Annotated in this window: 20 protein-coding genes and 1 pseudogene; 8 read left to right on the top strand and 13 right to left on the bottom strand. The window is 73.4% G+C overall.

Going from position 1 to position 20,464, the window contains the following annotated elements; translation table 11 throughout:
• Positions 1-6: 6 nt before the first annotated feature.
• The gene (locus ACZ4TG_RS30975; RefSeq protein WP_468169030.1) at positions 7-1,176 is read right to left on the bottom strand and encodes an acyl-CoA dehydrogenase family protein; all 1,170 of its coding nucleotides are present in this window, start codon (positions 1,174-1,176) and stop codon (positions 7-9) included.
• Positions 1,177-1,289: 113 nt separating this feature from the next.
• Positions 1,290-2,966, bottom strand: coding sequence for an MFS transporter (locus tag ACZ4TG_RS30970; protein WP_468169027.1), 1,677 nt, complete (start codon positions 2,964-2,966; stop codon positions 1,290-1,292).
• 302 nt (positions 2,967-3,268) lie between these two features.
• Between ACZ4TG_RS30970 and ACZ4TG_RS30965 the strand changes: the two genes are divergently transcribed.
• The gene (locus ACZ4TG_RS30965) at positions 3,269-4,384 is read left to right on the top strand and encodes a glycosyltransferase family 39 protein (protein WP_468169024.1); all 1,116 of its coding nucleotides are present in this window, start codon (positions 3,269-3,271) and stop codon (positions 4,382-4,384) included.
• Positions 4,385-4,634: 250 nt separating this feature from the next.
• Positions 4,635-5,678 (top strand): phosphatase PAP2 family protein, encoded by a 1,044-nt coding sequence (locus tag ACZ4TG_RS30960; RefSeq protein WP_468169021.1) that lies wholly within the window; start codon positions 4,635-4,637, stop codon positions 5,676-5,678.
• A 379-nt stretch (positions 5,679-6,057) separates the two neighbouring features.
• Here ACZ4TG_RS30960 and ACZ4TG_RS30955 read toward each other — a convergent pair.
• Both ACZ4TG_RS30955 and ACZ4TG_RS30950 read right to left on the bottom strand, forming a co-directional pair.
• Positions 6,058-7,011, bottom strand: a pseudogene (locus ACZ4TG_RS30955) (helix-turn-helix transcriptional regulator); the annotation flags it as partial.
• A gap of 89 nt (positions 7,012-7,100) precedes the next feature.
• A complete protein-coding gene (locus tag ACZ4TG_RS30950) occupies positions 7,101-7,754 on the bottom strand; it encodes a LysM peptidoglycan-binding domain-containing protein (protein ID WP_468169018.1) in 654 nt (217 codons plus the stop codon).
• Between the two features lie 306 nt (positions 7,755-8,060).
• On the opposite strand from ACZ4TG_RS30950, the gene ACZ4TG_RS30945 reads away from it, so the two are divergent.
• Together ACZ4TG_RS30945 and ACZ4TG_RS30940 are read left to right on the top strand one after the other, a co-directional pair.
• Positions 8,061-8,867: a hypothetical protein gene (locus tag ACZ4TG_RS30945; protein WP_468169427.1), complete on the top strand. Its 807-nt coding sequence runs from the start codon at positions 8,061-8,063 to the stop codon at positions 8,865-8,867.
• 228 nt (positions 8,868-9,095) lie between these two features.
• A complete protein-coding gene (locus ACZ4TG_RS30940) occupies positions 9,096-9,500 on the top strand; it encodes a hypothetical protein (protein WP_468169015.1) in 405 nt (134 codons plus the stop codon).
• Positions 9,501-9,526: 26 nt separating this feature from the next.
• Here the strand turns inward: ACZ4TG_RS30940 and der are convergent, their stop codons facing one another.
• From der to ACZ4TG_RS30915, 5 genes are all read right to left on the bottom strand, one after another.
• The gene (der, locus tag ACZ4TG_RS30935; RefSeq protein WP_468169012.1) at positions 9,527-10,990 is read right to left on the bottom strand and encodes a ribosome biogenesis GTPase Der; all 1,464 of its coding nucleotides are present in this window, start codon (positions 10,988-10,990) and stop codon (positions 9,527-9,529) included.
• A 75-nt stretch (positions 10,991-11,065) separates the two neighbouring features.
• Positions 11,066-11,653 carry a lysophospholipid acyltransferase family protein gene (locus tag ACZ4TG_RS30930; protein ID WP_468169425.1) on the bottom strand — a complete coding sequence of 196 codons (588 nt, stop codon included), beginning with the start codon at positions 11,651-11,653 and terminating at the stop codon, positions 11,066-11,068.
• A 56-nt stretch (positions 11,654-11,709) separates the two neighbouring features.
• Complete coding sequence (gene cmk / locus ACZ4TG_RS30925; protein WP_468169009.1) at positions 11,710-12,444, bottom strand: (d)CMP kinase; 735 nt, start codon at positions 12,442-12,444, stop codon at positions 11,710-11,712.
• Positions 12,445-12,644: 200 nt separating this feature from the next.
• Entirely contained in the window at positions 12,645-13,733 is a 1,089-nt protein-coding gene (locus ACZ4TG_RS30920; protein WP_468169006.1) for a prephenate dehydrogenase, read from the bottom strand.
• Positions 13,734-13,861: 128 nt separating this feature from the next.
• Positions 13,862-14,299: a YidB family protein gene (locus ACZ4TG_RS30915; protein WP_468169003.1), complete on the bottom strand. Its 438-nt coding sequence runs from the start codon at positions 14,297-14,299 to the stop codon at positions 13,862-13,864.
• Positions 14,300-14,666: 367 nt separating this feature from the next.
• Here ACZ4TG_RS30915 and ACZ4TG_RS30910 point away from each other — a divergent pair, with 367 nt between their 5' ends.
• The 4 genes from ACZ4TG_RS30910 to ACZ4TG_RS30895 all read left to right on the top strand — a co-directional run bounded on the left by ACZ4TG_RS30910 (position 14,667) and on the right by ACZ4TG_RS30895 (position 16,858).
• Complete coding sequence (locus ACZ4TG_RS30910) at positions 14,667-15,176, top strand: hypothetical protein (protein WP_468169000.1); 510 nt, start codon at positions 14,667-14,669, stop codon at positions 15,174-15,176.
• A gap of 54 nt (positions 15,177-15,230) precedes the next feature.
• On the top strand, positions 15,231-15,590 hold the full coding sequence (locus ACZ4TG_RS30905; protein ID WP_468168997.1) for a DUF952 domain-containing protein: 360 nt from the start codon (positions 15,231-15,233) through the stop codon (positions 15,588-15,590).
• Between the two features lie 91 nt (positions 15,591-15,681).
• Complete coding sequence (locus ACZ4TG_RS30900) at positions 15,682-16,149, top strand: Rieske (2Fe-2S) protein (RefSeq protein ID WP_468168994.1); 468 nt, start codon at positions 15,682-15,684, stop codon at positions 16,147-16,149.
• A gap of 28 nt (positions 16,150-16,177) precedes the next feature.
• Complete coding sequence (locus ACZ4TG_RS30895) at positions 16,178-16,858, top strand: nucleotidyltransferase domain-containing protein (protein ID WP_468168990.1); 681 nt, start codon at positions 16,178-16,180, stop codon at positions 16,856-16,858.
• Positions 16,859-16,890: 32 nt separating this feature from the next.
• On the opposite strand, the gene ACZ4TG_RS30890 is transcribed toward ACZ4TG_RS30895, so the two are convergent.
• The 4 genes from ACZ4TG_RS30890 to pnuC are packed head-to-tail and all read right to left on the bottom strand — an operon-like array spanning position 16,891 to position 20,352.
• On the bottom strand, positions 16,891-17,913 hold the full coding sequence (locus ACZ4TG_RS30890; protein ID WP_468168987.1) for an ADP-ribosylglycohydrolase family protein: 1,023 nt from the start codon (positions 17,911-17,913) through the stop codon (positions 16,891-16,893).
• Entirely contained in the window at positions 17,910-18,641 is a 732-nt protein-coding gene (locus ACZ4TG_RS30885) for an NUDIX hydrolase (protein WP_468168984.1), read from the bottom strand. Before ACZ4TG_RS30885 ends, ACZ4TG_RS30890 begins: the two co-directional genes overlap by 4 nt.
• Positions 18,638-19,732 carry an AAA family ATPase gene (locus tag ACZ4TG_RS30880; protein ID WP_468168981.1) on the bottom strand — a complete coding sequence of 365 codons (1,095 nt, stop codon included), beginning with the start codon at positions 19,730-19,732 and terminating at the stop codon, positions 18,638-18,640. Before ACZ4TG_RS30880 ends, ACZ4TG_RS30885 begins: the two co-directional genes overlap by 4 nt.
• Positions 19,729-20,352, bottom strand: a complete 624-nt coding sequence (gene pnuC / locus ACZ4TG_RS30875) for a nicotinamide riboside transporter PnuC (protein ID WP_468168978.1) — start codon at positions 20,350-20,352, stop codon at positions 19,729-19,731. Before pnuC ends, ACZ4TG_RS30880 begins: the two co-directional genes overlap by 4 nt.
• Positions 20,353-20,464: the final 112 nt, after the last annotated feature.

Here is a 20,464-nt window from a genome sequence, read left to right as displayed (position 1 = left end):
GGGCCCTCACCGGAAGGCGTCGAGCCCGGTGAGTGCCTTGCCCAGCACCAGCTGGTGCATCTCCACGGTGCCCTCGTAGGTGAGGACCGACTCGAGGTTGGTGGCGTGCCGCATGACGGGGTACTCCAGGGAGATCCCGTTGGCGCCGAGGATTGTCCGCGCGGTGCGGCAGATGTCGATGGCCTCGCGGACGTTGTTGAGTTTGCCGAAGCTGATCTGCTCCGGCCGGAGGGTTCCCGCGTCCATGCGACGGCCCAGGTGGTGGGCGAGCAGGATGCCCTTGTGGAGTTCCAGTGCCATGTCCGCGAGCTTGGCCTGGGTGAGCTGGAAGCCGCCGATCGGCCGGCCGAACTGCTCCCGCGTCCTCGCGTAGTCGAGGGCCGATTCGAAACTGGCGCGCGCCGCGCCCATCGAACCCCAGATGATCCCGTACCGCGCGTGGCTGAGACAGCCCAGCGGCCCCTTGAGCCCGGTGACGCCCGGCAGCACCGCGTCCGCGGGCAGCCGTACGTCGTCCATCACCAGCTCGCTGGTCACCGAGGCGCGCAGCGACCACTTGTGCTTGATCTCGGGCGCGGAGAACCCGGCGCTGTCGGTGGGGACGGCGAAGCCGCGGATCCCGTCGTCGGTCTGCGCCCACACCACCGCGACCGCGGCGACCGACCCGTTGGTGATCCACATCTTGCGGCCGTTCAGCACCCAGTCCGTGCCGTCGCGCTTGGCGTACGTACGCATCGCGGCGGGGTCGGAACCGACATCGGGCTCGGTCAGGCCGAAGCAGCCGATGAGCTCACCGGCCGCCATGCCCGGCAGCCAGCGCTGCTTCTGCTCCTCGGAGCCGTACTTCCAGATCGCGTACATGGCGAGGGAGCCCTGTACGGAGACCAGCGAGCGGATCCCGGAATCCGCGGCCTCCAGCTCCAGGCAGGCCAGCCCGTACTGGACGGCGGACGCGCCCGCGCATCCGTACCCGGTCAGCGACATGCCGAGTGCGCCGATCGCCCCGAGCTCGCGGGCGAGTTCCCGGATGCCGGGGAGCTCGCCGTTCTCGTACCACTCGGCGATGTGGGGCAGCACCCGGTCGGCGGCCCAGGCCCGGACGGTGTCGCGGACGGCCAGGTCCTCGGGGCTGAGCAGCTCGTCGATCCCGAGCGGATCGGTGGGTACGAAGGACACGTGGCCTCCCGGCGGCCTGAGGAGCGGAAACCTAGCGGTGCAAGTTTGTCCCCGCCCCCGCCGCCGGTCCAGCCCCACTTGTCGCCTGCCGGGCGCGCGCTGCGGCGGACCGGTCAGCCGGCGCGGGCCGCCGGGTCACGCTCGGCCTTGGCCGGGCCGGGGATCCGGGGGCATGCCTCGCCCGGGCTCGATGCCTGCGCGGGGAGCCGTACGGGATCGGCTTCGGCCGGATCCGCGCAGTCCATCACCCGCGGCAGCTTCAGCGCCATCGCCGCCCCGGCGAACAGCAGACCCGCGCTGACCAGCAGCGTCACGTGCAGTCCGTGCACGAACGCGTGCCGGGCCGCCGCGTACAGCGACTCGCCCGCCGGGCCGCCCAGGTGGGCGGCGATCTGGTACGCCTCCCCCAGCGAGTTCGCCGCGTGCGCCGAGTCGCGGGCCGTCACCCCCGGCACCTCCTGGAGCCCCGGCGCGTAGGCCGCGTTCATCACGCTGCCCAGCAGGGCGATGCCCATGCCGGCGCCGAGCTGGTACGAGGTCTCGCCTATGGAGGCCGCCCCGCCGGCGCCGGCCGCCGGGGCCTCGCTCAGCATCGACTCGTACGCGGCGAACAGCGTGGTCTGGAGCCCGAAGCCGAGCAGGACGAAGCCGACGGTGAGCAGCACGGGCCGGTCCTGCTGGCCCATCAGCGTCAGCAGCAGTACGGCGCAGGCGGTGAGCAGGAAGCCCAGCGAGACCATGGTGCGCGGTCCGACCCGCTGGAGGGTGTACGAGCCGGTGGCGCCGGCGGCCATGGCGGCGAAGGTGAGCGGCAGCAGCCGCAGGCCGGTCTCCAGCGGGCCCAGGTGCAGCACCAGCTGGAGGTACTGGACGGCGATCAGCTCCAGGCCGACCAGGGCCAGCATGGCGAGCACGATGCAGCCGACGGAGGTGGTGAAGGCGGCGCGGGAGAACAGCCGCATGTCGATCAGCGGGTGCGTCCGCCGCTTCTGCCGCCGCACGAAGAGGATCAGCAGCGCCACGCCGAGGAGCAGCGGCACCAGCGCCTCGGGGTCGGTGAGCTGGCGCTCGGCGCCGAGCCGCTTGACGCCGAGCACCGCGCCGAGCACGCCACCGGCGGCCATCAGCGCGCCGAGCACGTCCCACGGTCCGTCGGAGGAGCCCTTGGACTCGGGCAGCAGCCAGCGGCCGAGCGGCAGGATCAGCGCCATCAGCGGGATGTTGATCAGGAATACGGAGCCCCACCAGAAGTGCTCGACGAGGAATCCGCCGAGGACGGGGCCGCTGGCCGCGCCGATGGCGGCGACGGCGGTCCAGATGCCGATGGCCAGGGCGCGCTCGCGCCGGTCCGGGAAGACCTGGCGCAGGATCGACAGGGTGGCCGGCATGATCATCGCGCCGCCGAGGCCGAGCAGGGCGCGGGCCGCGATGAGGACCTGGGCGTTGTCGGCGAGGGCGGCGATCGCGGAGGCGATGCCGAAGAGCCCGTAGCCGATGAGCAGGATCCGGCGCCGGCCGACCCGGTCGCCGAGGGTGCCGAAGAGGATCAGCAGCGCGGCGCAGACGAGCGGGTAGGCGTCGACGATCCAGAGGAGCTCGACCGAGCCGGGGCGCAGGTCGGCGGTGACGGCGGGGACGGCGACGTGCAGGATCGTCGCGTCGAGCGCCACGAGCACGAGGCTGACACAGAGGACGGCGAGGACGACCCAGCGGTTGGCCCCGCCGGAGGCGGCATTCAGTCGCCGCCAGGGGGAAGGGTTCCCGTCGCCGGTCAGGTTCGTCCCCGACATGCATGTACCTCCCAGGTGATCCCTCGCACTCGGCGGACCAGCGTCTTGTGGAGCCACGGGGTGGTGCGGTGTGCGGCGTCCTACGGGGTCCGGCATCGACACGCGAGTGAAGGGTCAGCGTACGCGAGTTCGCCTGTCCGACACGTGGTCAAGCTCTCATCCCGGCGGCGGCCGCCTTGTGGTGTGCGCCACTCCCTCCACCCCGCCCCTCCCCCCACGTACACGCGCCGTCACGGCCCGTGGTTCTGGTCCTCGGGGTGGTGGCCGCGGTCCGGCGCCGGGTGTCCGCGGCGTCGATAATCATGCCCGTGAAAGATCTTGCGTTCCGTCGGGCCGCGCCCGCCCTGGCCGTTTTCGCGGCGGTCAGGCTGCTCGGGCTGACCGTGCTCGCGGTGTGGGGGGCGGCCGCCGGCAGCAGCCCGCACACCCTGCTGTCCGCCCGCTGGGATTCGCTCTGGTACGCCCGGATCGCCGCCGAGGGCTATGGCTACGAGGTGGTCCTGCCGAACGGCGCCGTCCACTCCAACCTGGCCTTCTTCCCCCTGCTGCCGTGGCTGGAGCGCCTGGTGGCGGCGCCCACCGGGCTCTCGTACGGCTCCGCGGGCCTGGTGGTCTCGGCGGTCGCCGGGCTCGCCGCGGCCTGGGGGATCTTCGCGGTCGCCGACTCCCTGTACGGCCGCCGTGCCGGGGTGCTGGCGGTGGCCGCCTGGGCGGCGCTGCCCGTCGCCGTCGTGCAGTCCATGGCGTACAGCGAGTCGCTGTTCACCGCGCTCGCCGCCTGGGCCCTGTACGGGGTACTGCGCGGCCGGTGGCTGACGGCGGGGCTGCTCGCCGCCGGGGCGGGGCTGACCCGCCCGGTCGGCGCGGCGGTGGTCGCGGCGGTGTGGGTGGCGGCCGTACCGGCCTGGCGGCGCGGCGAGCGGTCCTGGCGGATGGCGGCGGGCGTGCTGCTGGCCCCGCTGGGCGCGGCGGCGTACGTCCTGTGGGTCGGGGCGCGTACGGGCGACGGGCTGCTCGGCTACCTCGACGTACAGGCTGGCTGGGGCAACGGCTTCGACGGGGGCTGGGCCTTCGCCCGGTTCATCGGGGCGCGGCTCGCCTCCCCTTCTTTCCCCGCCGGGATCGGGCTGATCGCCGGGGTGCTGCTGGTGCTGTGGCTGTACCGGCTGTGCGTCCGCCAGCGGCAGCCCGCGGCCCTGCTCGTGTACTGCGGGATCGTGGTGGCGCTGGCGCTGTGCGCCTCCGGGTACTTCGGCTCCAAGCCCCGGCTGCTGCTGCCCGCCTTCCCGCTGATGCTGCCGGTGGCGGTGGCGCTGGCCCGGTGGCGGACGGGGCGGGCGGCCGCGGTGCTGGGCGCGGCCGCCCTGGTGTCGGCGGTGTACGGGGCGTTCTGGCTGAACGGCTCGGGGCCTCCGTGAGCAGCGCCCTTCCCCGCGGCCGGAGTCCGGCGATCACGGAACGGATCATTCCAATCCATGTTTGAGCAAAGGAATTGACCTGCGGCAATAAACGCCGAGTAAGTGTGTTGATAATTGCCCGGCAAGCGTTTCAACCGGCGCGGAAATAACGGGAATTAAGCCCCGCGTGAGACCAACTCCACATCACATGGTCATCACAAAGCCCGCGATTCGACCGGGCCGAGCTTCGACGCGCGGTAACGTCGATTGAGTGCGTACCGACCAAATGCTGACCCGTCTCGAGCGGGTCTTCGCCCGCCTCGACCGGGAACCAGAGCGACCGGCTCATCTGCAAACTCCGCGGATGAGCCGGCATCGCATCGTGCTCCTCGGTTCCACGCTCGCGTTCTATCTCGCGATCGTGGTCGCCGTGTTGACCACGTCCTGGCTCGTCCGGCTGGACTGGCAGATCATGTTCTTCCGGCCCTACGAGCAGTGGCCGCAGCTGCACGCCTTCCTCGACTACCTCGTCGTACTCGGCCAGCGCGGGCCCACCGCGGTGATGGTCGCGGCCTGGCTCGGCTGGCGCTCCTGGCGGCAGCACACCCTGCGCCCACTGATCACCCTCGGCGTGGCGCTACTCCTGCTGAACATCACCGTCGGCGCCGTGAAGCTCGGCCTCGGCCGGCTCGGCCCGCACTACGCGACCGAGATCGGCTCCGCCGAGCTCTTCGCGGGCGGCGATATATTCCCTTCCGGCCACACCGCCAACGCCGTCGTGACCTGGGGGATCCTGGCCTACCTGGCCTCCACCGTGGTCACCCGGCGGGTGCTGTCCATGGTGTCCGCGATCGTCTCGCTGAGCGTCGGCGCCACCACCGTGTACCTCGGCACGCACTGGGTGAGCGACGTCCTCCTCGGCTGGTCGGCCGGCCTGCTGGTGCTGCTGGCGCTGCCCTGGTTCGAGCCGCTGATCGCCCGGGCCGAGGCCTACGTCTTCGAGCTGCGCGAGCTGCTGCGCCGCCGCCTCGAAGAGGGCCGGGTGTCCGAGCCGGTCGCCGCCGCACTCACCCCGCTGCTCTCGGCGGGCGGGAAGTGGCAGCTCCAGCGCAAGGCCGAAGCTCCGGCCGAGGCCGCGGCCACCGCCCCTACCGGGCACGCCCCGGCGCCCCGCCCCGCCGCGCACCTGACCGCCCGCCCGCACGTCATCCGGTCCGAGCGGACCCCGGTCACCCCGGTCGGCAGCCGCCGTCCGGCGCCCCCCGAGCGGGCCGCCGCCCGGAGCGCCACGGCCCGTCCGGTCGCGGGCGGCTGAGCCGCCCACCGCTCCGCGGGACGGTACGCACGACCGCACCCCGCAGCATCGCACCGCCACGGCGGGCCGGTTCACCGAACCGGCCCGCCGTTGTCGTTCGTATGCCCGGTCCGTCAGCGTTACGCCCGGACGTTCCTCCGTACCGGGTCACGCTTGTGTCACGGATTGTCGACAGTTCTTTAGTCGGCTCCCTTCTCCCGAAGGAGCCGGCGAAGGAGCCGGGAAGATGAGCCGCCCATTCTTTTGCGGTCCCCCGCGCGCCCGCACCCGACTTCTCTTTCGAATTCCGCCCCGGAGCCCCGGAATTCCCGCCGCTCGATTGCCCGGGGTCCCGTCGGGACGCGAAGCTGAGCGCCCCTCAGCTTCCTTACAACTCCTTCACCGAACGGTCGAGAAGGTCCCGAAGGCCCCGGAACCGCTCGGCCAGCTCCACCGGCTCGACGACTTCGAACTCACACCCGAGCAGCAGGACGTGAACCACCAGGACGTCCAGGTTCACCGCCCCCGTGCGCAGCAGACAGCTCTGCGCGTCGACCGGCTCCAGGGTCCCGTCGCTCGGCCCGACGATCCCGGCGGCCTCCTCGGCGGAGACCTTGAGCCGCACCGTCGCCCGGGCCGCGTACACGCGCTGCGACACGCCCTGGGCCACGTAGGCGGCCAGGTCCTCGGCGGGAGGCGGGCGCGGGGTGAACCGCGGGCCGTGCGGGGGTCTGGGCTCGATCCGGTCGGCCCGGAAGGTGCGCCAGTCCTCCCGGTCCAGGTCCCAGGCGACGAGGTACCAGCGCCGCTCGGTGCACACCAGCCGGTGCGGTTCCACGGTGCGGCGGGTGACGTTGCCCTCGTGGTCCCGGTACCCGAACCGCAGCCGTTCGGCGTCCCGGCAGACGGTGGCGAGCTCGGTCAGCACGGCCGGGTCGACGGTGGACCGCTGCTGCCCCCTCAGCATCGGCACCGTGAACTCGTTGAGCGCCGAGACCCGTCGGCGCAGCCGGGACGGCAGCACCTGCTCCAGCTTGGCGAGGGCCCGTACGGAGGCCTCCCCGATCCCCTCGACCCCGTTCCCGGCGGCCGTCCGCAGCCCCACGGCGACGGCCACGGCCTCGTCGTCGTCGAGCAGCAGCGGCGGCAACTCCGCCCCCGCACCCAGCTGGTACCCGCCGCCGGTGCCGGGGCTGGCGTTCACCGGGTAGCCCAGCTCGCGCAGCCGGTCCACGTCCCGCCGCACGGTACGTGCGGTCACCCCGAGCCGGTGGGCCAGATCGGCGCCGGTCCATTCGCGGTGGGCCTGCAAGAGGGACAGCAGGCGCAGCAGTCGTGCGGAGGTCTCCAGCATGCCGAGAAGTCTGCCGGTAGCCCGCCCACCCCCAGAACCCGGGCCCGCGCCCCCGCCCGGGCCCGGGCCCGCCACCCGCCCGCCCGAGCTCAGCCCGCCGGCCTCGGCGGCTGCGGCTGCGGCTGCGGCTGCGGCTGCGGCTGCGGCTGCAGCTGCGGGTTCGGGGCCGGCAAGGCCAGCAGCACGCCGACCGCGAGTGCCGCCGGCCTCGGGCCGATCAGCGCCCGGTTCGCCTCGTACAGCGCCTGCCACCCGCCCCGCACCCGGTACCGCCGCGCGATCGAGTCAAGCGAGTCCCCGGCCCGCACCACGTGCATCCGCCCCGCCAGCCCGTACCGCTTCGAGCACACCGGCCACGCGTCCCAGCCCTGGGTGGCGATCACGTCCTCCGCGACCCGGATCTGCTGCTCCCGGCCGGCCAGGTCCGCCCGCGCCGCGAAGACCAGCCCGCCGTGCTCCTCCCAGGTCGGCTGCCAGAACTGCAGCCCCCCGTAGAACCCGTTGCCCGTGTTGACCGCCCAGCGCCCGCTGCTCTCGCAGTCGGCCACGCAGTCCCAGGGCCACGTCCCGCCGGGCCCGCAGTCCCCCGGCCCCTGCCCGACCACCCCCGGCGAGCCGGGATGCCCCGCCCCGGAGGGGCCTGGGGCCGGCGGGGGCGGAGCCCCGGCGGCACCGGTCGGCAGGAGGAGCACCAGCGCGGCGACGGCCACCGCAGTGGCCCACCGGATCCGGAGTGCGGGCATCGGGTCACGCTACGCAGCCCGCCCCGGCGCCCCGGCCCGCCACGCGGCCCCGCCGCGCGCCCCACCCGGACGGCCGACCGCCACCCCTCCAGGAACCGGGCAGCACCGGACACCAACTGCGCACGACCAGAAAAGAGTTGGCAGGAAAAGAAAGCGCCGGTCGGACCGTTCACTCTTCCGGGTGGCCGGTTCGATTCCGTTCCCTCAAACGGCGTGACCCCACCCGCCGCTCCCCCGTTGTGCCCGGCGAGCCGGGGACCACCCGGCCCCCGCTCGTCTAGTCCGAGGAGCCACCCCGTGCCGCGCATGCTCGACGTCAGTGATGAGGTACGTGCCGAAATCGGTGACGAAGAAGCCGACAGGCTGCTCGTCGGCGACGACGCGCCGGGCAGTTACGACTGCACCTCCTGCCGCACCCCCGGCGACCCGGAGAGCGACCGCACCAGCACGGTGCTGTTCGTCGGCGAGGAGACGGCGGTCCTCGCCTTCGCCCACGCCACCTGTATCCCCTCCCAGGTCGTCTCCGTCCCCGAGGCCCAGCTCCAGGGCGCCGTCGCCAGCATCACCGGTGACGGCCCGGCCGCCCCCGCCCCGGTCGCCCCCGGCTCCGCACCCCAGTCCGCGCCCGGCGGTCAGGCCGTCCTCGGCATCACCAGCGGTCTGGTCCTGATCGACAACGAACTGCACCCCGCGCTGGTCGTCGAGCCCACCGCGCCCATCGCCCGCCCCGGCACCACCGGCCCCGGCGACGACTTCCTGCCGCTCCTCATCGAGCAGGGCTTCATCCCGGTCACCGACACCAAGCAGCTCCCCTCCCCGCTGAACGGCTGGTCGGTGCTGCTCGCCGCCGGACAGCTGCACGCCGTGCTCCAGCCCGGACCGGCCGGCGGCAGCCCGATCCACTGGTGGCAGGCGCACCAGGCGCTGTCCGTGACCGACGGCTGGAGGGCCGCCGTCAACAAGACCCAGCGCGTGCTCATCTACGCCGCCCCGGTCGGCTCCATCGGCCAGCAGCCCCGCGAGGACCTGCTCCGCGACGCCCTCGACAAGGCCGCCGCCAACGGCCAGCTGGTCGCCGCCTCGATGCCCCTGGCCGGCACCCCGGGCGCCTGACCCCTCGTAGCCCCTCTCCCTCCTTCCCCGCCGGAGGACGGCCGTCCGCCCCCTGCCGTGGGGGTCGGACGGCGTGCGCCGGGGGTGCGCGGTCCGTCCCGCGCACCCCCGGCGATCTGCGTTTCCGGCCCGTTCAGCCCGCATCCGCAGGGCTCCGGGTTCGTTGGCTGTTACGTGCATTCATACGACGTCTCCCGCGCCCCGTCCTATCCGAGCACCGTCCCCCCGATGCGCCCCTCCCGGGAACTGGACACCGCTCCGGCCGCCTCGCACACCCCGATCTACGACACGCTCTACTCGGAGTACCTGCGGGCCTTCAGGGCCCTGCCGGGCGATCGCACGGGTGAGGAGGACCTGGGCTTCACGGCGTTCTCGTACGGGGGCTCCTACAGCGGCTCGTACAGCGGCGGCGGGTCCGGGAGCAGCTCGTACGGAAGCGGCTGGAACGGTTCCTCATGGCAGCCGGCGGACAGCTGGCAGCCCTCGTACACCCCGGCCGCACCGGCCGCGACGCAGCCCTCCTACGCCTACGCGGGCAGCTCGGCCCCCGGATACGGCAACGGGCGCCAGCACCAGACCGGGATGCACCACATCCCGGCGGCCCTGCCGCCCGCTCCGCGCCGGGGCTACTGACCCCGGCGCCGCGTCACTCCCGCGCCCTACTTCTTCTTCTTGTACTGGGCGCCGCGCTTCTCGCGCACGCGCACCGAGATGTGGATCGGGGTTCCCTCGAAGCCGAACTCCTCGCGCAGGCGGCGCTCGATGAAGCGGCGGTAGCCGTGCTCCAGGAAGCCGGAGGCGAAGAGGACGAACCGCGGCGGCTTGCTTCCCGCCTGGGTACCGAACAGGATGCGGGGCTGCTTGCCGCCGCGGATCGGGTGCGGGTGGGCGGCGACGACCTCACCGAGGAAGGCGTTCAGCCGGCCGGTGGGGACGCGCGTCTCCCAGCCCGCGAGCGCCGTCTCGATCGCCGGGACCAGCTTCTCCATGTGGCGGCCGGTGAGCGCCGAGACGTTCACCCGGGGCGCCCAGGCGACCTGCTGCATCTCGGTCTCGATCTCGCGCTCGAGGTAGTAGCGGCGCTCCTCGTCGAGCTCGTCCCACTTGTTGTACGCGATCACGATGGCGCGGCCCGCCTCGACGGCCATGGTGATGATGCGCTGGTCCTGGACGCTGATCGTCTCGGTGGTGTCGATCAGGATGACCGCGACCTCCGCCTTCTCGACGGCGGCGGCCGTGCGCAGCGAGGCGTAGTAGTCGGCGCCCTGCTGGAGGTGGACCTTCTTGCGGATGCCCGCGGTGTCGACGAACTTCCAGGTGATGCCGCCGAGCTCGATGAGTTCGTCGACCGGGTCGCGGGTGGTGCCGGCCAGCTCGTTGACGACGACCCGGTCCTCCTTCGCGACCTTGTTCAGGAGCGAGGACTTGCCGACGTTCGGGCGGCCGATCAGCGCGATGCGGCGCGGGCCGCCGAGGGCGGCGCCGCCGAAGGTCTGCTCGGGGGCTTCCGGCAGGGCTTCGAGGACCGCGTCCAGCATGTCGCCGGTGCCGCGGCCGTGCAGCGAGGAGACCGGGTGCGGCAGGCCGAGGCCCAGCGACCAGAGGGAGGCCGCGTCAGACTCGCCGCTCAGGCCGTCGACCTTGTTGGCGCAGAGCACGACGGGCTTGCCGGCCCGGCGCAGCAGCTTGACGACGGCCTCGTCGGTGTCGGTGGCGCCGACCTTGGCGTCCACGACGAAGACGACCGCGTCGGCGGTCTCGATGGCGTACTCGGCCTGGGCGGCGACGGAGGCGTCGATGCCGAGGACGTCCTGCTCCCAGCCGCCGGTGTCGACGACCTTGAAGCGGCGCCCGGCCCATTCGGCCTCGTACGTCACGCGGTCGCGGGTGACGCCCGGCTTGTCCTCGACGACGGCCTCGCGGCGGCCGATGATGCGGTTCACCAGGGTCGACTTGCCGACGTTCGGGCGGCCGACGACGGCGAGGACGGGCAGCGGGCCGTGGCCCGCCTCCTCGATCGCGCCTTCGACGTCCTCGATGTCGAAGCCTTCCTCCGCGGCGAGCTCCATGAACTCCGCGTACTCGGCGTCGCCAAGTGCTCCGTGGTCGTGCTGGTCGTTCATGAAGTCCGTTCCTCGTCGTTCGTGGTGATCGGTGGCACCCGCGCAGCGCGGTTCCACTACTAGGTCAAGTCTCGCTCAGCGCCCGGTGAGGCGCTTGGCGTCGGCCAGGTGGGCGGTCAGCCGGTCCTGGATGCGTACGGTGGCCCCGTCCAGCGCGGTGCGCGTACGGCGCCCGGTGCCGTCCCCGGCGTCGAAGGCGGAGCCGAAGACCACGTCGACCCGGCTCTTGAGCGCGGGCAGCCCCTTGACGAGGCGGCCGCGGCTCTCCGTGCTGCCGAGCACGGCGACGGGCACGATCGGTGCGCCGCTGCGGACCGCGAAGTACGCGAGGCCGGCGCGCAGGGAGGCGAAGTCGCCCTCGCCGCGGGTGCCCTCGGGGAAGATCCCCAGGGCTCCCCCGTTCTCGAGTACGCCGAGGGCGCGGCCGACGGCGGTGCGGTCGGCACCGGTGCGGTCGACCTTCACCTGCCCGATGCCTTCGAGGAAGGGGCCGAGCGGGCCCACGTACGCTTCCTTCTTGATCAGGAAGTGCAGCGGCCTCGGCGCGGTCCCCATCACCATGGGCCCGTCTATGTTGTGGGAGTGGTTGACGGCCAGGATCACGGGGCCGTTGGCGGGCACCTTCCAGGCTCCCAGTACGCGCGGCTTCCACAGCCCGTACATCAGCCCGATGCCGATCCGCCGGCCGACCGCCGCACCCTTGAGGGAGGGCGTTTGGCTCACTTGCGGCCCGCCCGCTTCCCCGTGCCCTCGGCCGCGCTCTGCCGCTCCGCCACGAGCGTCACGACGCACTCTATGACCTGGTCCAGCGTGAGCTCGGTGGTGTCCACCTCGACCGCGTCGGCGGCCTTGGCCAGCGGGGAGGTCTTCCGGCCGGAGTCGGCCGCGTCCCGCTTGATCAGGGCTTCCTTGGTGGCCGCGAGGTCCGAGGCCTCCTTGCCGCGCAGCTCGCCGCTGCGGCGCGCTGCGCGGGCCTCGGCGGAGGCGGTCAGGAAGATCTTGAGGTCGGCGTCGGGCAGGACGGTGGTGCCGATGTCCCGGCCCTCGACGACGATCCCGTCCGCCTCCGCGGCCGCCTCGGCGGCGATGGAGCGCTGGAGCTCGGTGATCAGGGTGCGCACCTCGGGGACGGCGCTGACGGCGCTGACCTTGGAGGTGACCTCCTGCGTGCGGATCGGGCCGGAGGCGTCCAGTCCGTCGACGGTGATGGTGGGCGCGGACGGGTCCGTGCCGGACACGATGGCGGGCTTGCCCGCGGCCAGGGCGATGGCCTGCGGGTCGTCGGTGTCGACGCCGTTGGTGATCATCCACCAGGTGATGGCCCGGTACTGGGCACCGGTGTCCAGGTAGCGCAGCCCGAGCTTGGCGGCCACGGCCTTGGAGGTGCTGGACTTGCCCGTGCCGGAGGGACCGTCGATGGCGACGATCACGGCGGACGGAGCTGCGGTTTCCACGGTGCGGGCACCTTCCTGGTTGCGCGTACGTGTCCGGGCGCGCCAATAGCGCCCCTCCCCAGGTTACCGGGCCCGGGCCACTCCCCGTCCCGCCCGGGTACGAGGCCCTCCCCACTGCCCCGGACCCCGCCCCGGCCGGGGTCCGGGCCGGGGTCGGGGCGGGGTCGGGGACCGCGGGGCCGGGGCCGGGGCCTCGGCGGCTACTGCTGGCGCAGCGCCCAGCCGCGCTCGCGCAGCTCGGCCTCCAGGACCGGTACGGCCCTCGGCTCGACCATCAGCTGGACCAGGCCCGCCTGCTGCCCCGTCGCGTGCTCGATCCGTACGTCCTCGACGTTCACGCCGGCCCGCCCGGCGTCGGCGAAGATCCTCGCCAGCTCTCCCGGCTTGTCGCTGATGAACACCCCGACCGTCTCGTACGCCATCGGCGCCGCGCCGTGCTTGCCGGGGACCCGGACCCGGCCCGCGTTGCCCCGCTTCAGCACGTCCTCGATCCCGGCCGCCCCGCCCCGCCGCTTCGACTCGTCCGCGGACTGGAGCCCGCGCAGGGCCTCCACCGTCTCCTCCAGGTCGGCGGCGATCCCGGCGAGCACGTCGGCCACCGGCCCCGGGTTCGCGGAGAGGATCTCCACCCACATGCGCGGGTCCGACGCCGCGATCCGCGTGACGTCCCGGATGCCCTGCCCGCACAGCCGGACCGCCGTCTCGTCGGCGTCCTCCAGCCGCGCCGCGACCATGCTCGACACCAGCTGCGGGGTGTGCGAGACCAGCGCCACCGCCCGGTCGTGCGCGTCGGCGTCCATCACCACGGGGACGGCCCGGCAGAGCGCGACCAGTTCCAGCGCCAGGTTCAGCACCTCGTGGTCGGTGTCCCGGGTAGGCGTCAGCACCCACGGGCGGCCCTCGAACAGGTCCGCCGTCGCGGCGAGCGGCCCGGACCGCTCCTTGCCCGCCATCGGGTGCGTGCCGATGTACGCCCGCGCGTCCGCGCCCAGCGCCGCCAGCTCCCGGCGGGGCCCGCCCTTGACGCTGGCCACGTCGACGTAGGCCCGGGCCATGTCCCGGCCGATCGCGTCGGCCAGGGCCGTCGCGACATGGGCCGGGGGCACGGCCACGATGGCGAGGTCGACCTTGCTGTCCGGGGCCTCGTCCGTGCCGGCGCCCAGGGCGGCGGCCGTACGGGCCTGCGCCGGGTCGTGGTCGACGAGGTGGACGGTGATGCCCCTGGCGGTCAGGGCGAGCGCCGCCGAGGTGCCGATCAGTCCGGTTCCGATGACTACGGCGGTTCTCACGGGGGTGCTCCTGGGTGATCGCGTGACGGCGGGCCTGACTCAGGGTAGCCAGGCTGTGCGGCGCGAGGGCCCGGCGGCCGCCCCGTGGGACGGTTGCCGGGCCCTCGCGGACGGCTGCGGCCGGAAACCTAGAGCTTCTGCCGGCTGATGATGTCCTCCAGCGACCCGGAGGGCAGTGATCCCTCGGGGGTCAGCTTGTCGACGGCGTCCGGCAGCGCCCGCGCGATCTGGTCGGCGGCCTTCTCGGGGGTGACGCCCGTCTGTTCCGCGACCTTCTGGAGGGTCTCGTCGGGCAGGGCCCGGGCGATCTCCGCCCCGCTGACGGCCTGGTTCTCGCCGGTGCCGACCCAGGACTGGGCCTGGTCGACGAGCCCGGACTTGGTCAGCATGTCCATCAGCCCGCCGAGCGGGTTGCTCCCGCCTCCGGCCCCCTGGGCTCCGCCGCCGCCACCGCCGAGCGCGCCGAGGAGCGCCCCGAGGATGTTGCCCGCGCCGCCGCTGCCGCCCTGGCCGTTGCTGCCGCCGAGGAGGCTGCCGAGAAGGGAGCCGAGGTCATTACCCGCCATGGTCACGCCTTTCGGAGAGGTTCCGGGTCGCGCGCGTTCGCGGCGGACCCGGCTTCAAGACACGGACAATGTCGCCCGGATCACCCCATTCCGCCACCTGGCGGAGGGCCGCCGGGCCGTCGGGGCGTACCGGCCTCGGTCGACACGGGCAGCCACCGGCGCGACGATGGGAGGAGACCGATGAGGTCACCCGGGCCGCCGCCGGCGGGGCGCCGGCTGTCCGGGGACGCGGGGCCGATGGATCGAGCCCACCTCAGGGGTCTGTGCGGCGGACCGGTCCCGGTCCATCCCTCCGTGGCCTCCGCCCCCTCCCCCACGCGACTCCGCGTCATGTCTGCTCGCGAGCCTCTTGACGGGAGAAGTAGCGATGAACCGACGCATCGGCCTGGCCGTGCTGACGCCCGTGTTGGCGTCGTCCCTGGCACTGGGATCGGCGGCGTTCCTGGCGGGACCGGCCCAGGCGGCGGTCACTGCCACGTGCAGCGTGACGCAGAACGCCGCGAAGCCGAACGAGTTCGACGCCAAGGGCCAAGGCTTCAAGCCGGGTGAACCGGTCGACATCAGCGTGAAAACGGGCGCGACCCTCAGGGTGCAGACGAAGGCTGACGGGACGGTCGCGGCCGGGGTCACGACCGACTCCCTTCCGATGACCATGCAACAGGGCGACGACCCGAAGGTCACCTGCACCACGGTCAAGGAGGCCGAGCAGCAGGACGCCCGCGCCGAGTACCGCAAGGGCTACCGGCAAGGGGTCGCCGACACCAAGGAAGACTGCAAGAAGGAGCCCCCGAAGCAGGGTGTCGCCCCGCTCGACCCGAACTACGAGAAGGGCTACGCCGCCGGCTCGGCAGCCGCACTGGCTCAGTTCTGCAAGTGACGCCCAGTTCTGCAAGCGACGCGGGGCCCGTGCCCGTGGGGTAGAACCTTCGGCATGATCTTCCACATCGTCGCGCTCACCGACTGGGCCGCCGCGCCCGAGTTCCCGTACGCCCCGGCCTCGCTCGATTCCGAGGGCTTCGTCCACTGTTCGGCGGACCGCGCGACCGCGCTCGCGATCACCGAGGCGCACTACCGGCAGACCCCCGGCACCCTGCTGGCCGTGGAACTCGACGAGTCCGCCCTGACGTCCGAGGTCCGCCGGGAGGGTGATCCGGAGGGCCGCTACCCGCACGTCCACGGCCCGTTGAACCGGGACGCGGTGGTACGCGTGTGGGAGGTGGTGCGCACACCCGGCAGCCCCGCCTCACTGGCACCGTGGCGGCCGGGACCCCGACGCGCGCCGCAGCAGTAGCGAAGTGCCTGGCGCGGCACGCTTCTCTTGAGGCCCGCCGCAGGCCAGGATGCTGCTCGCCCAGCCCGGCCACTCAGCGAGGAGACAGTCAATGAGCGATCCCACACAGACCGCCCGGCGCACGGTACTGGCGGCGGGGGCGGTGGCCCTCGCGGGCGGCGCGCTAGCGGCCTGCGGCGAGAGCTCCGAGCAGCCCGAGCGCGAGGCGGGCAGCGCGGCCACCCCGCAGACCGGGGGGTCCTCCCCCGCGGCCCCGTCCGCGGGTGGCGCGAAGGCGCTGGTGAAGTCCTCGGCCGTGCCGGTCGGCGGCGGCACGGTCCTCAAGGACGAGAAACTCGTGGTCACCCAGCCCACGGCCGGGTCCTTCCGCTGCTTCACGGCGGTGTGCACGCACCAGGGCTGCCTGGTGAACAAGGTCGAGAACGGCACCATCGACTGCCCCTGCCACGGCAGCAAGTTCGAGATCGCGGACGGCGCGGTGGCCAAGGGCCCGGCCACCCGTCCACTGGCCGAGAAGAAGATCAACGTGGCCGCGAACGGCGAAATCTCCCTCGCGTAGCGGCGGAGGTTCCGCCTACCCTCCCGGGATGAACGACCTCACCCTGGTCCGGGACCACACCGTCTACGCGTGCGTGATGGGCTCCCGTGCGTTCGGCCTGGCGACGGAGGCGAGCGACACCGACCGGCGCGGTGTCTACCTCGCCCCCACGCCGCTGTTCTGGCGCTTCGAGAAGCCGCCGACGCACGTGGAGGGGCCGCGGGACGAGGAGTTCTCCTGGGAGCTGGAACGTTTCTGCGAACTGGCCCTGCGCGCCAACCCGAACATCCTGGAGTGCCTGCACTCCCCTCTGGTGGAGCGGACCACCCCGGTGGGCGAGGAACTCCTCTCCCTGCGCGAGGCCTTCCTCTCCCGCCGGGCGCACACCTCGTTCGGCCGCTACGCACTGTCCCAGCGGGGCAGGCTGCTCGCGGACGTACGCAACCACGGCGCCCCGCGCTGGAAGCACGCGATGCACCTGCTGCGGCTGCTCGGGTCCTGCCGCGACCTGCTGCGCACGGGCCGCCTCGTCATCGAGGCCGGCCCGAAGCGGGACCGCCTCCTCGCGGTCAGGCGCGGGGAGCTGAGCTGGGAGGAGGTCGACGCCTGGATGTCCCGCCTGGCCCGGGAGTCCGAGGACGCCCTCGCCCGCAGCCCGCTGCCCGAGGACCCGGACCGCGCCCGGGTGGAGGACTTCCTGGCCCGCACCCGCCGCGCGTCAGCCGTCTGAGGGCCTCCCGTAGCCGTCCGGGCGCGCGGGGGTCACGCGTCCCAGAGGGCGCCGAAGGCCAGGAGTTCGTCCCGGTACTCGATGCGCCCCTCCCACTCCCGGGGCCAGACGTCCGCGCCGAGGTGGGCGCCGGCGAACGCGCCGGCCAGGCAGGCGATGGAGTCGGAGTCGCCCTTGGTGCAGGCGGCCCTGCGCAGCGCGGTCAGCGGTTCCTCCGGGAAGAGCAGGAAGCACTGGAGGGCCGTGGCGAGGGCCTCCTCCGCGATCCAGCCGTCGCCCGTGGTCAGGCAGGGGTCGGTCTCCGGGGAGGGCGTCCTCAGCGCGGCCGCGAGGCGGTCCAGGACGGCCAGGCACTCGTCCCAGCCCCGGGCCATGAAGGACTGCGGCGAGGCGTCGGACGCGGTCCGCATCCACAGGTCGCCCAGCCAGCGCTCGTGGTAGCGGGTGCGGTTCTCCAGCGCGTACGAGCGCAACTGCCCGACCAGGCCCGTCACCTCCGTGCCCTGCGCCAGCAGGTACACGGCGCGGGCCGTCAGGTCGGAGGCCGCGAGCGCCGTCGGGTGGCCGTGCGTCAGGGCGGACTGCAGCTGGGCCGCGCCGGCCCGCTCCTCCTGCGTCCAGCCCGGTACGAGGCCCACGGGGGCGACCCGCATGTTCGCCCCGCAGCCCTTGGAGCCCACCCGGCTGGCGTCGCGCCAGTCCCGCTCGGGGTGGTCCAGCAGCCGGCAGGCCTCCAGGCAGGTGTTGCCCGGGGCGCGGTTGTTCTCCGGGGAGTGGTACCAGTCGACGAACTCCTCGCGGACGGGCCGGGTCAGGCGCAGCGGCGCGATCGGCCCCTGCTCCGCGGCGGTCCGTATGCCCCGGGCCAGGGCCAGTGTCATCTGGGTGTCGTCGGTGACGATCGCCGGGCGGGGCAGGCTCATCTGCCGCCAGGGCCCGGTCTTGGCCAGGATCGACGGCACGTCGTTGAACTCGGTCGGGAAGCCGAGGGCGTCGCCGAGCGCGAGGCCCGTCAGGGCGCCGGTCGCGGCTCGCTTCTTCGTCGCCACAGTCATCGTGCGTGTCCTTCCGAGGGGCGGAGCAGGGGCGGGTGCAGGGCCGTCGCCGGCCCGGAGCGGTAGAGGGCGGCCGGTTTGCCGCGGCCGCCGGTCAGCCGGGCGGCGCCGGGCACCGCTTCGACGAAGCCCGGCGTGGCCAGGACCTTGCGGCGGAAGTTGGGGCGGTCCAGGGCGGTGTCCCAGACGGTCTCGTAGACGGCCTGGAGCTCGCCCAGGGTGAACTCGGGCGGGCAGAAGGCGGTGGCCAGGCAGGTGTACTCCAGCTTCGAGCCCACCCGCTCCCGCGCGTCGGCGAGGATCACGGCGTGGTCGAAGGCCAGCCCGGCGGCCTCGCCCACGGGCACCCAGCGGGCCCGGTCCGCGTCTCCGCCGCCCCCGGCCGCCGGCTCCGGCATGTCCGGGACCAGTGCGGTGAAGGCCACCGAGACCACCCGCATCCGGGGGTCGCGGTCCGGTTCGCTGTAGGTGCGCAGCTGTTCCAGGTGCAGGGAGCCGACCACCGACTCCGACAGGCCGGTCTCCTCGGCCAGTTCGCGGCGGGCGGCGGTCTCGGCGGATTCCCGGGGCAGCACGAAGCCGCCGGGCAGGGCCCAGGCGCCCGCGTACGGTTCCTGTCCGCGCCGGATCAGCAGCACGTGCAGGGCTCCGCCGCGCACGGTGAGGACGGCGAGGTCGACGGTCACCGCGAACGGCTCGAAGGCGTGGGGGTCGTATCCGGCGCTCACCGGTGCTCCGCCCGTACGTTCTCGGGCAGGGGGTCCGCGAACCACCAGCCCTCGGCGAGCAGTGCGTCGACCGCTGCCACGGCCCTGGCAAGGCGCGCCTCCCGGTCCCCGCCCACGAGCAGGAAACGCCTCCCGGTGCGCGCGAGTTCCTCCCGGAAGCGGCCGGTCATCCACGGTCTGAGCTGTGGACCGTCGCGCAGTCCGTCGTCCTCGAAGGGGACGCCCGCGTCGTCGGTCAGCAGGTAGAGGTCCCGCCGGGTGAGGGAGGCGATCCTCGCGACCTCCGCGTTGGGGCCGCCCATGTACCGCTCGTGCCAGATCCCGGTCGCGAAGGAGTCGGTGTCGCAGAACAGCACCGGCGAGCCCCGCCGGGCCGCGCTCTCCTCCTCCACGTCCTGGCGGCGGGCGATCACCGGGAACTCCTGCGAGGTGAAGGAGACGTCGGACCAGGTGGCCGCCGGGTCCGCGGCGCGCGCGGCCGCCAGCTTCTCCTCGCTGTACCGGCGGCCGTACTCGGCGACCCAGGCGGTCTTGGCCCAGACGCCGCCGCGGCGCCGGTAGTGGGCCGCCAGGTCCCGCGAGAGCGTGGTCGTGCCCGTGGACTCGGCGCCGAGCACGACGACCCGCCGCGTCAGGGAGGCCCGTACGGCCGGGCCCAGGAACTCCCAGCAGGCCGCCGGGTCGTCGCGTACGGCCGTCCCGGACACCGGGAAGAGCGTCCGCCCCGGGTCCACGAGGACCTCCTCGGCGCCGAACCGCCGGGCGAGCTCGGTCCCGTACTCCTCCGAGGTGAAGACCGCGTCCACCCGGCCGGGCACGGCCGCGCGGAAGATCGCCATGTGCGCGTCCCAGACCGCCGGGTCGTGCAGGTCGACGGGGATGTCGTCCACCGCGCCGACGACCTCGGCGCCGGGGTGGGCCTCGCGCATCCACGCGACCCGGTCCGCGAGCGGCACCGATTCCACGGAGGCCGCGCACACCAGGACGGTCAGCCGGTCGCACCGGTCCTGGGCGGTGCGCACCAGGTGGTGGTGCCCGGCGTGCGGCGGGTAGAACTTGCCGAGCACCAGCCCGTGGCCGAAGCGCCTCATGCCGTCGCCCCCAGCGTCTCGCGGCTCCCCGCGGCGGTGGACAGCGCCCGCCGCCAGCCGAGGAGCCCGGCCACGCACAGCGCCAGGAAGCCGGCGTACAGCACGGCCGTCAGGTACAGGTCCTTGTGGACGTACAGCGGGATGTAGACGAGGTCGGCGGCGATCCACAGCCACCAGGACTCCAGGAGCTTGCGGCACTGCCCGTAGGTGGCCGTCAGCGAGAGCCCGGTGGTCAGCGCGTCCCAGAAGGGGACGTCGGAGTCGGTGACGCTGCCCAGCAGCAGGGTGAGGGCGAGCACCCCCACCGCCCCCGCCGCGGCCAGGGCGGCCCATTCGGTGCCCGTGGTACGGCGCACCGGCAGGGCCCCGGCGGTTCCTGGTCCACCCCCGTGGGTCCAGGACCACCACCCGTACGCGGCGAGGGCGATGAAGACGATCTGGAGCCCGGCGTCGGCGTAGAGGCCGGCCTGGGCGAAGAGCACGATGAAGAAGAGGTTGTTGGCGATCCCGATCGGCCAGTTGGCGATGTGCTGCCGGGCCACCAGCCAGACGCACAGCGCACCCGTCGCGGACCCGAGGATCTCGGTCCAGCTCGTCTCCCAGCCCATGAAGGCCCCCATCCCTTAATAGTCAGGTTGACTATAAACAGGATCCGGGGGTCCGGGCAAGCAGAAAACCCGCGGCGCCGGAAGGCGCCGCGGGTTTTCTGCCCCGGCAGGCGGGGCGGTGGTG

The organism is Streptomyces sp. NPDC028314 (assembly GCF_055565795.1).
Note: the sequence above shows the minus strand (reverse complement) of the source record. Positions and strands in the feature narration are given on the sequence as shown.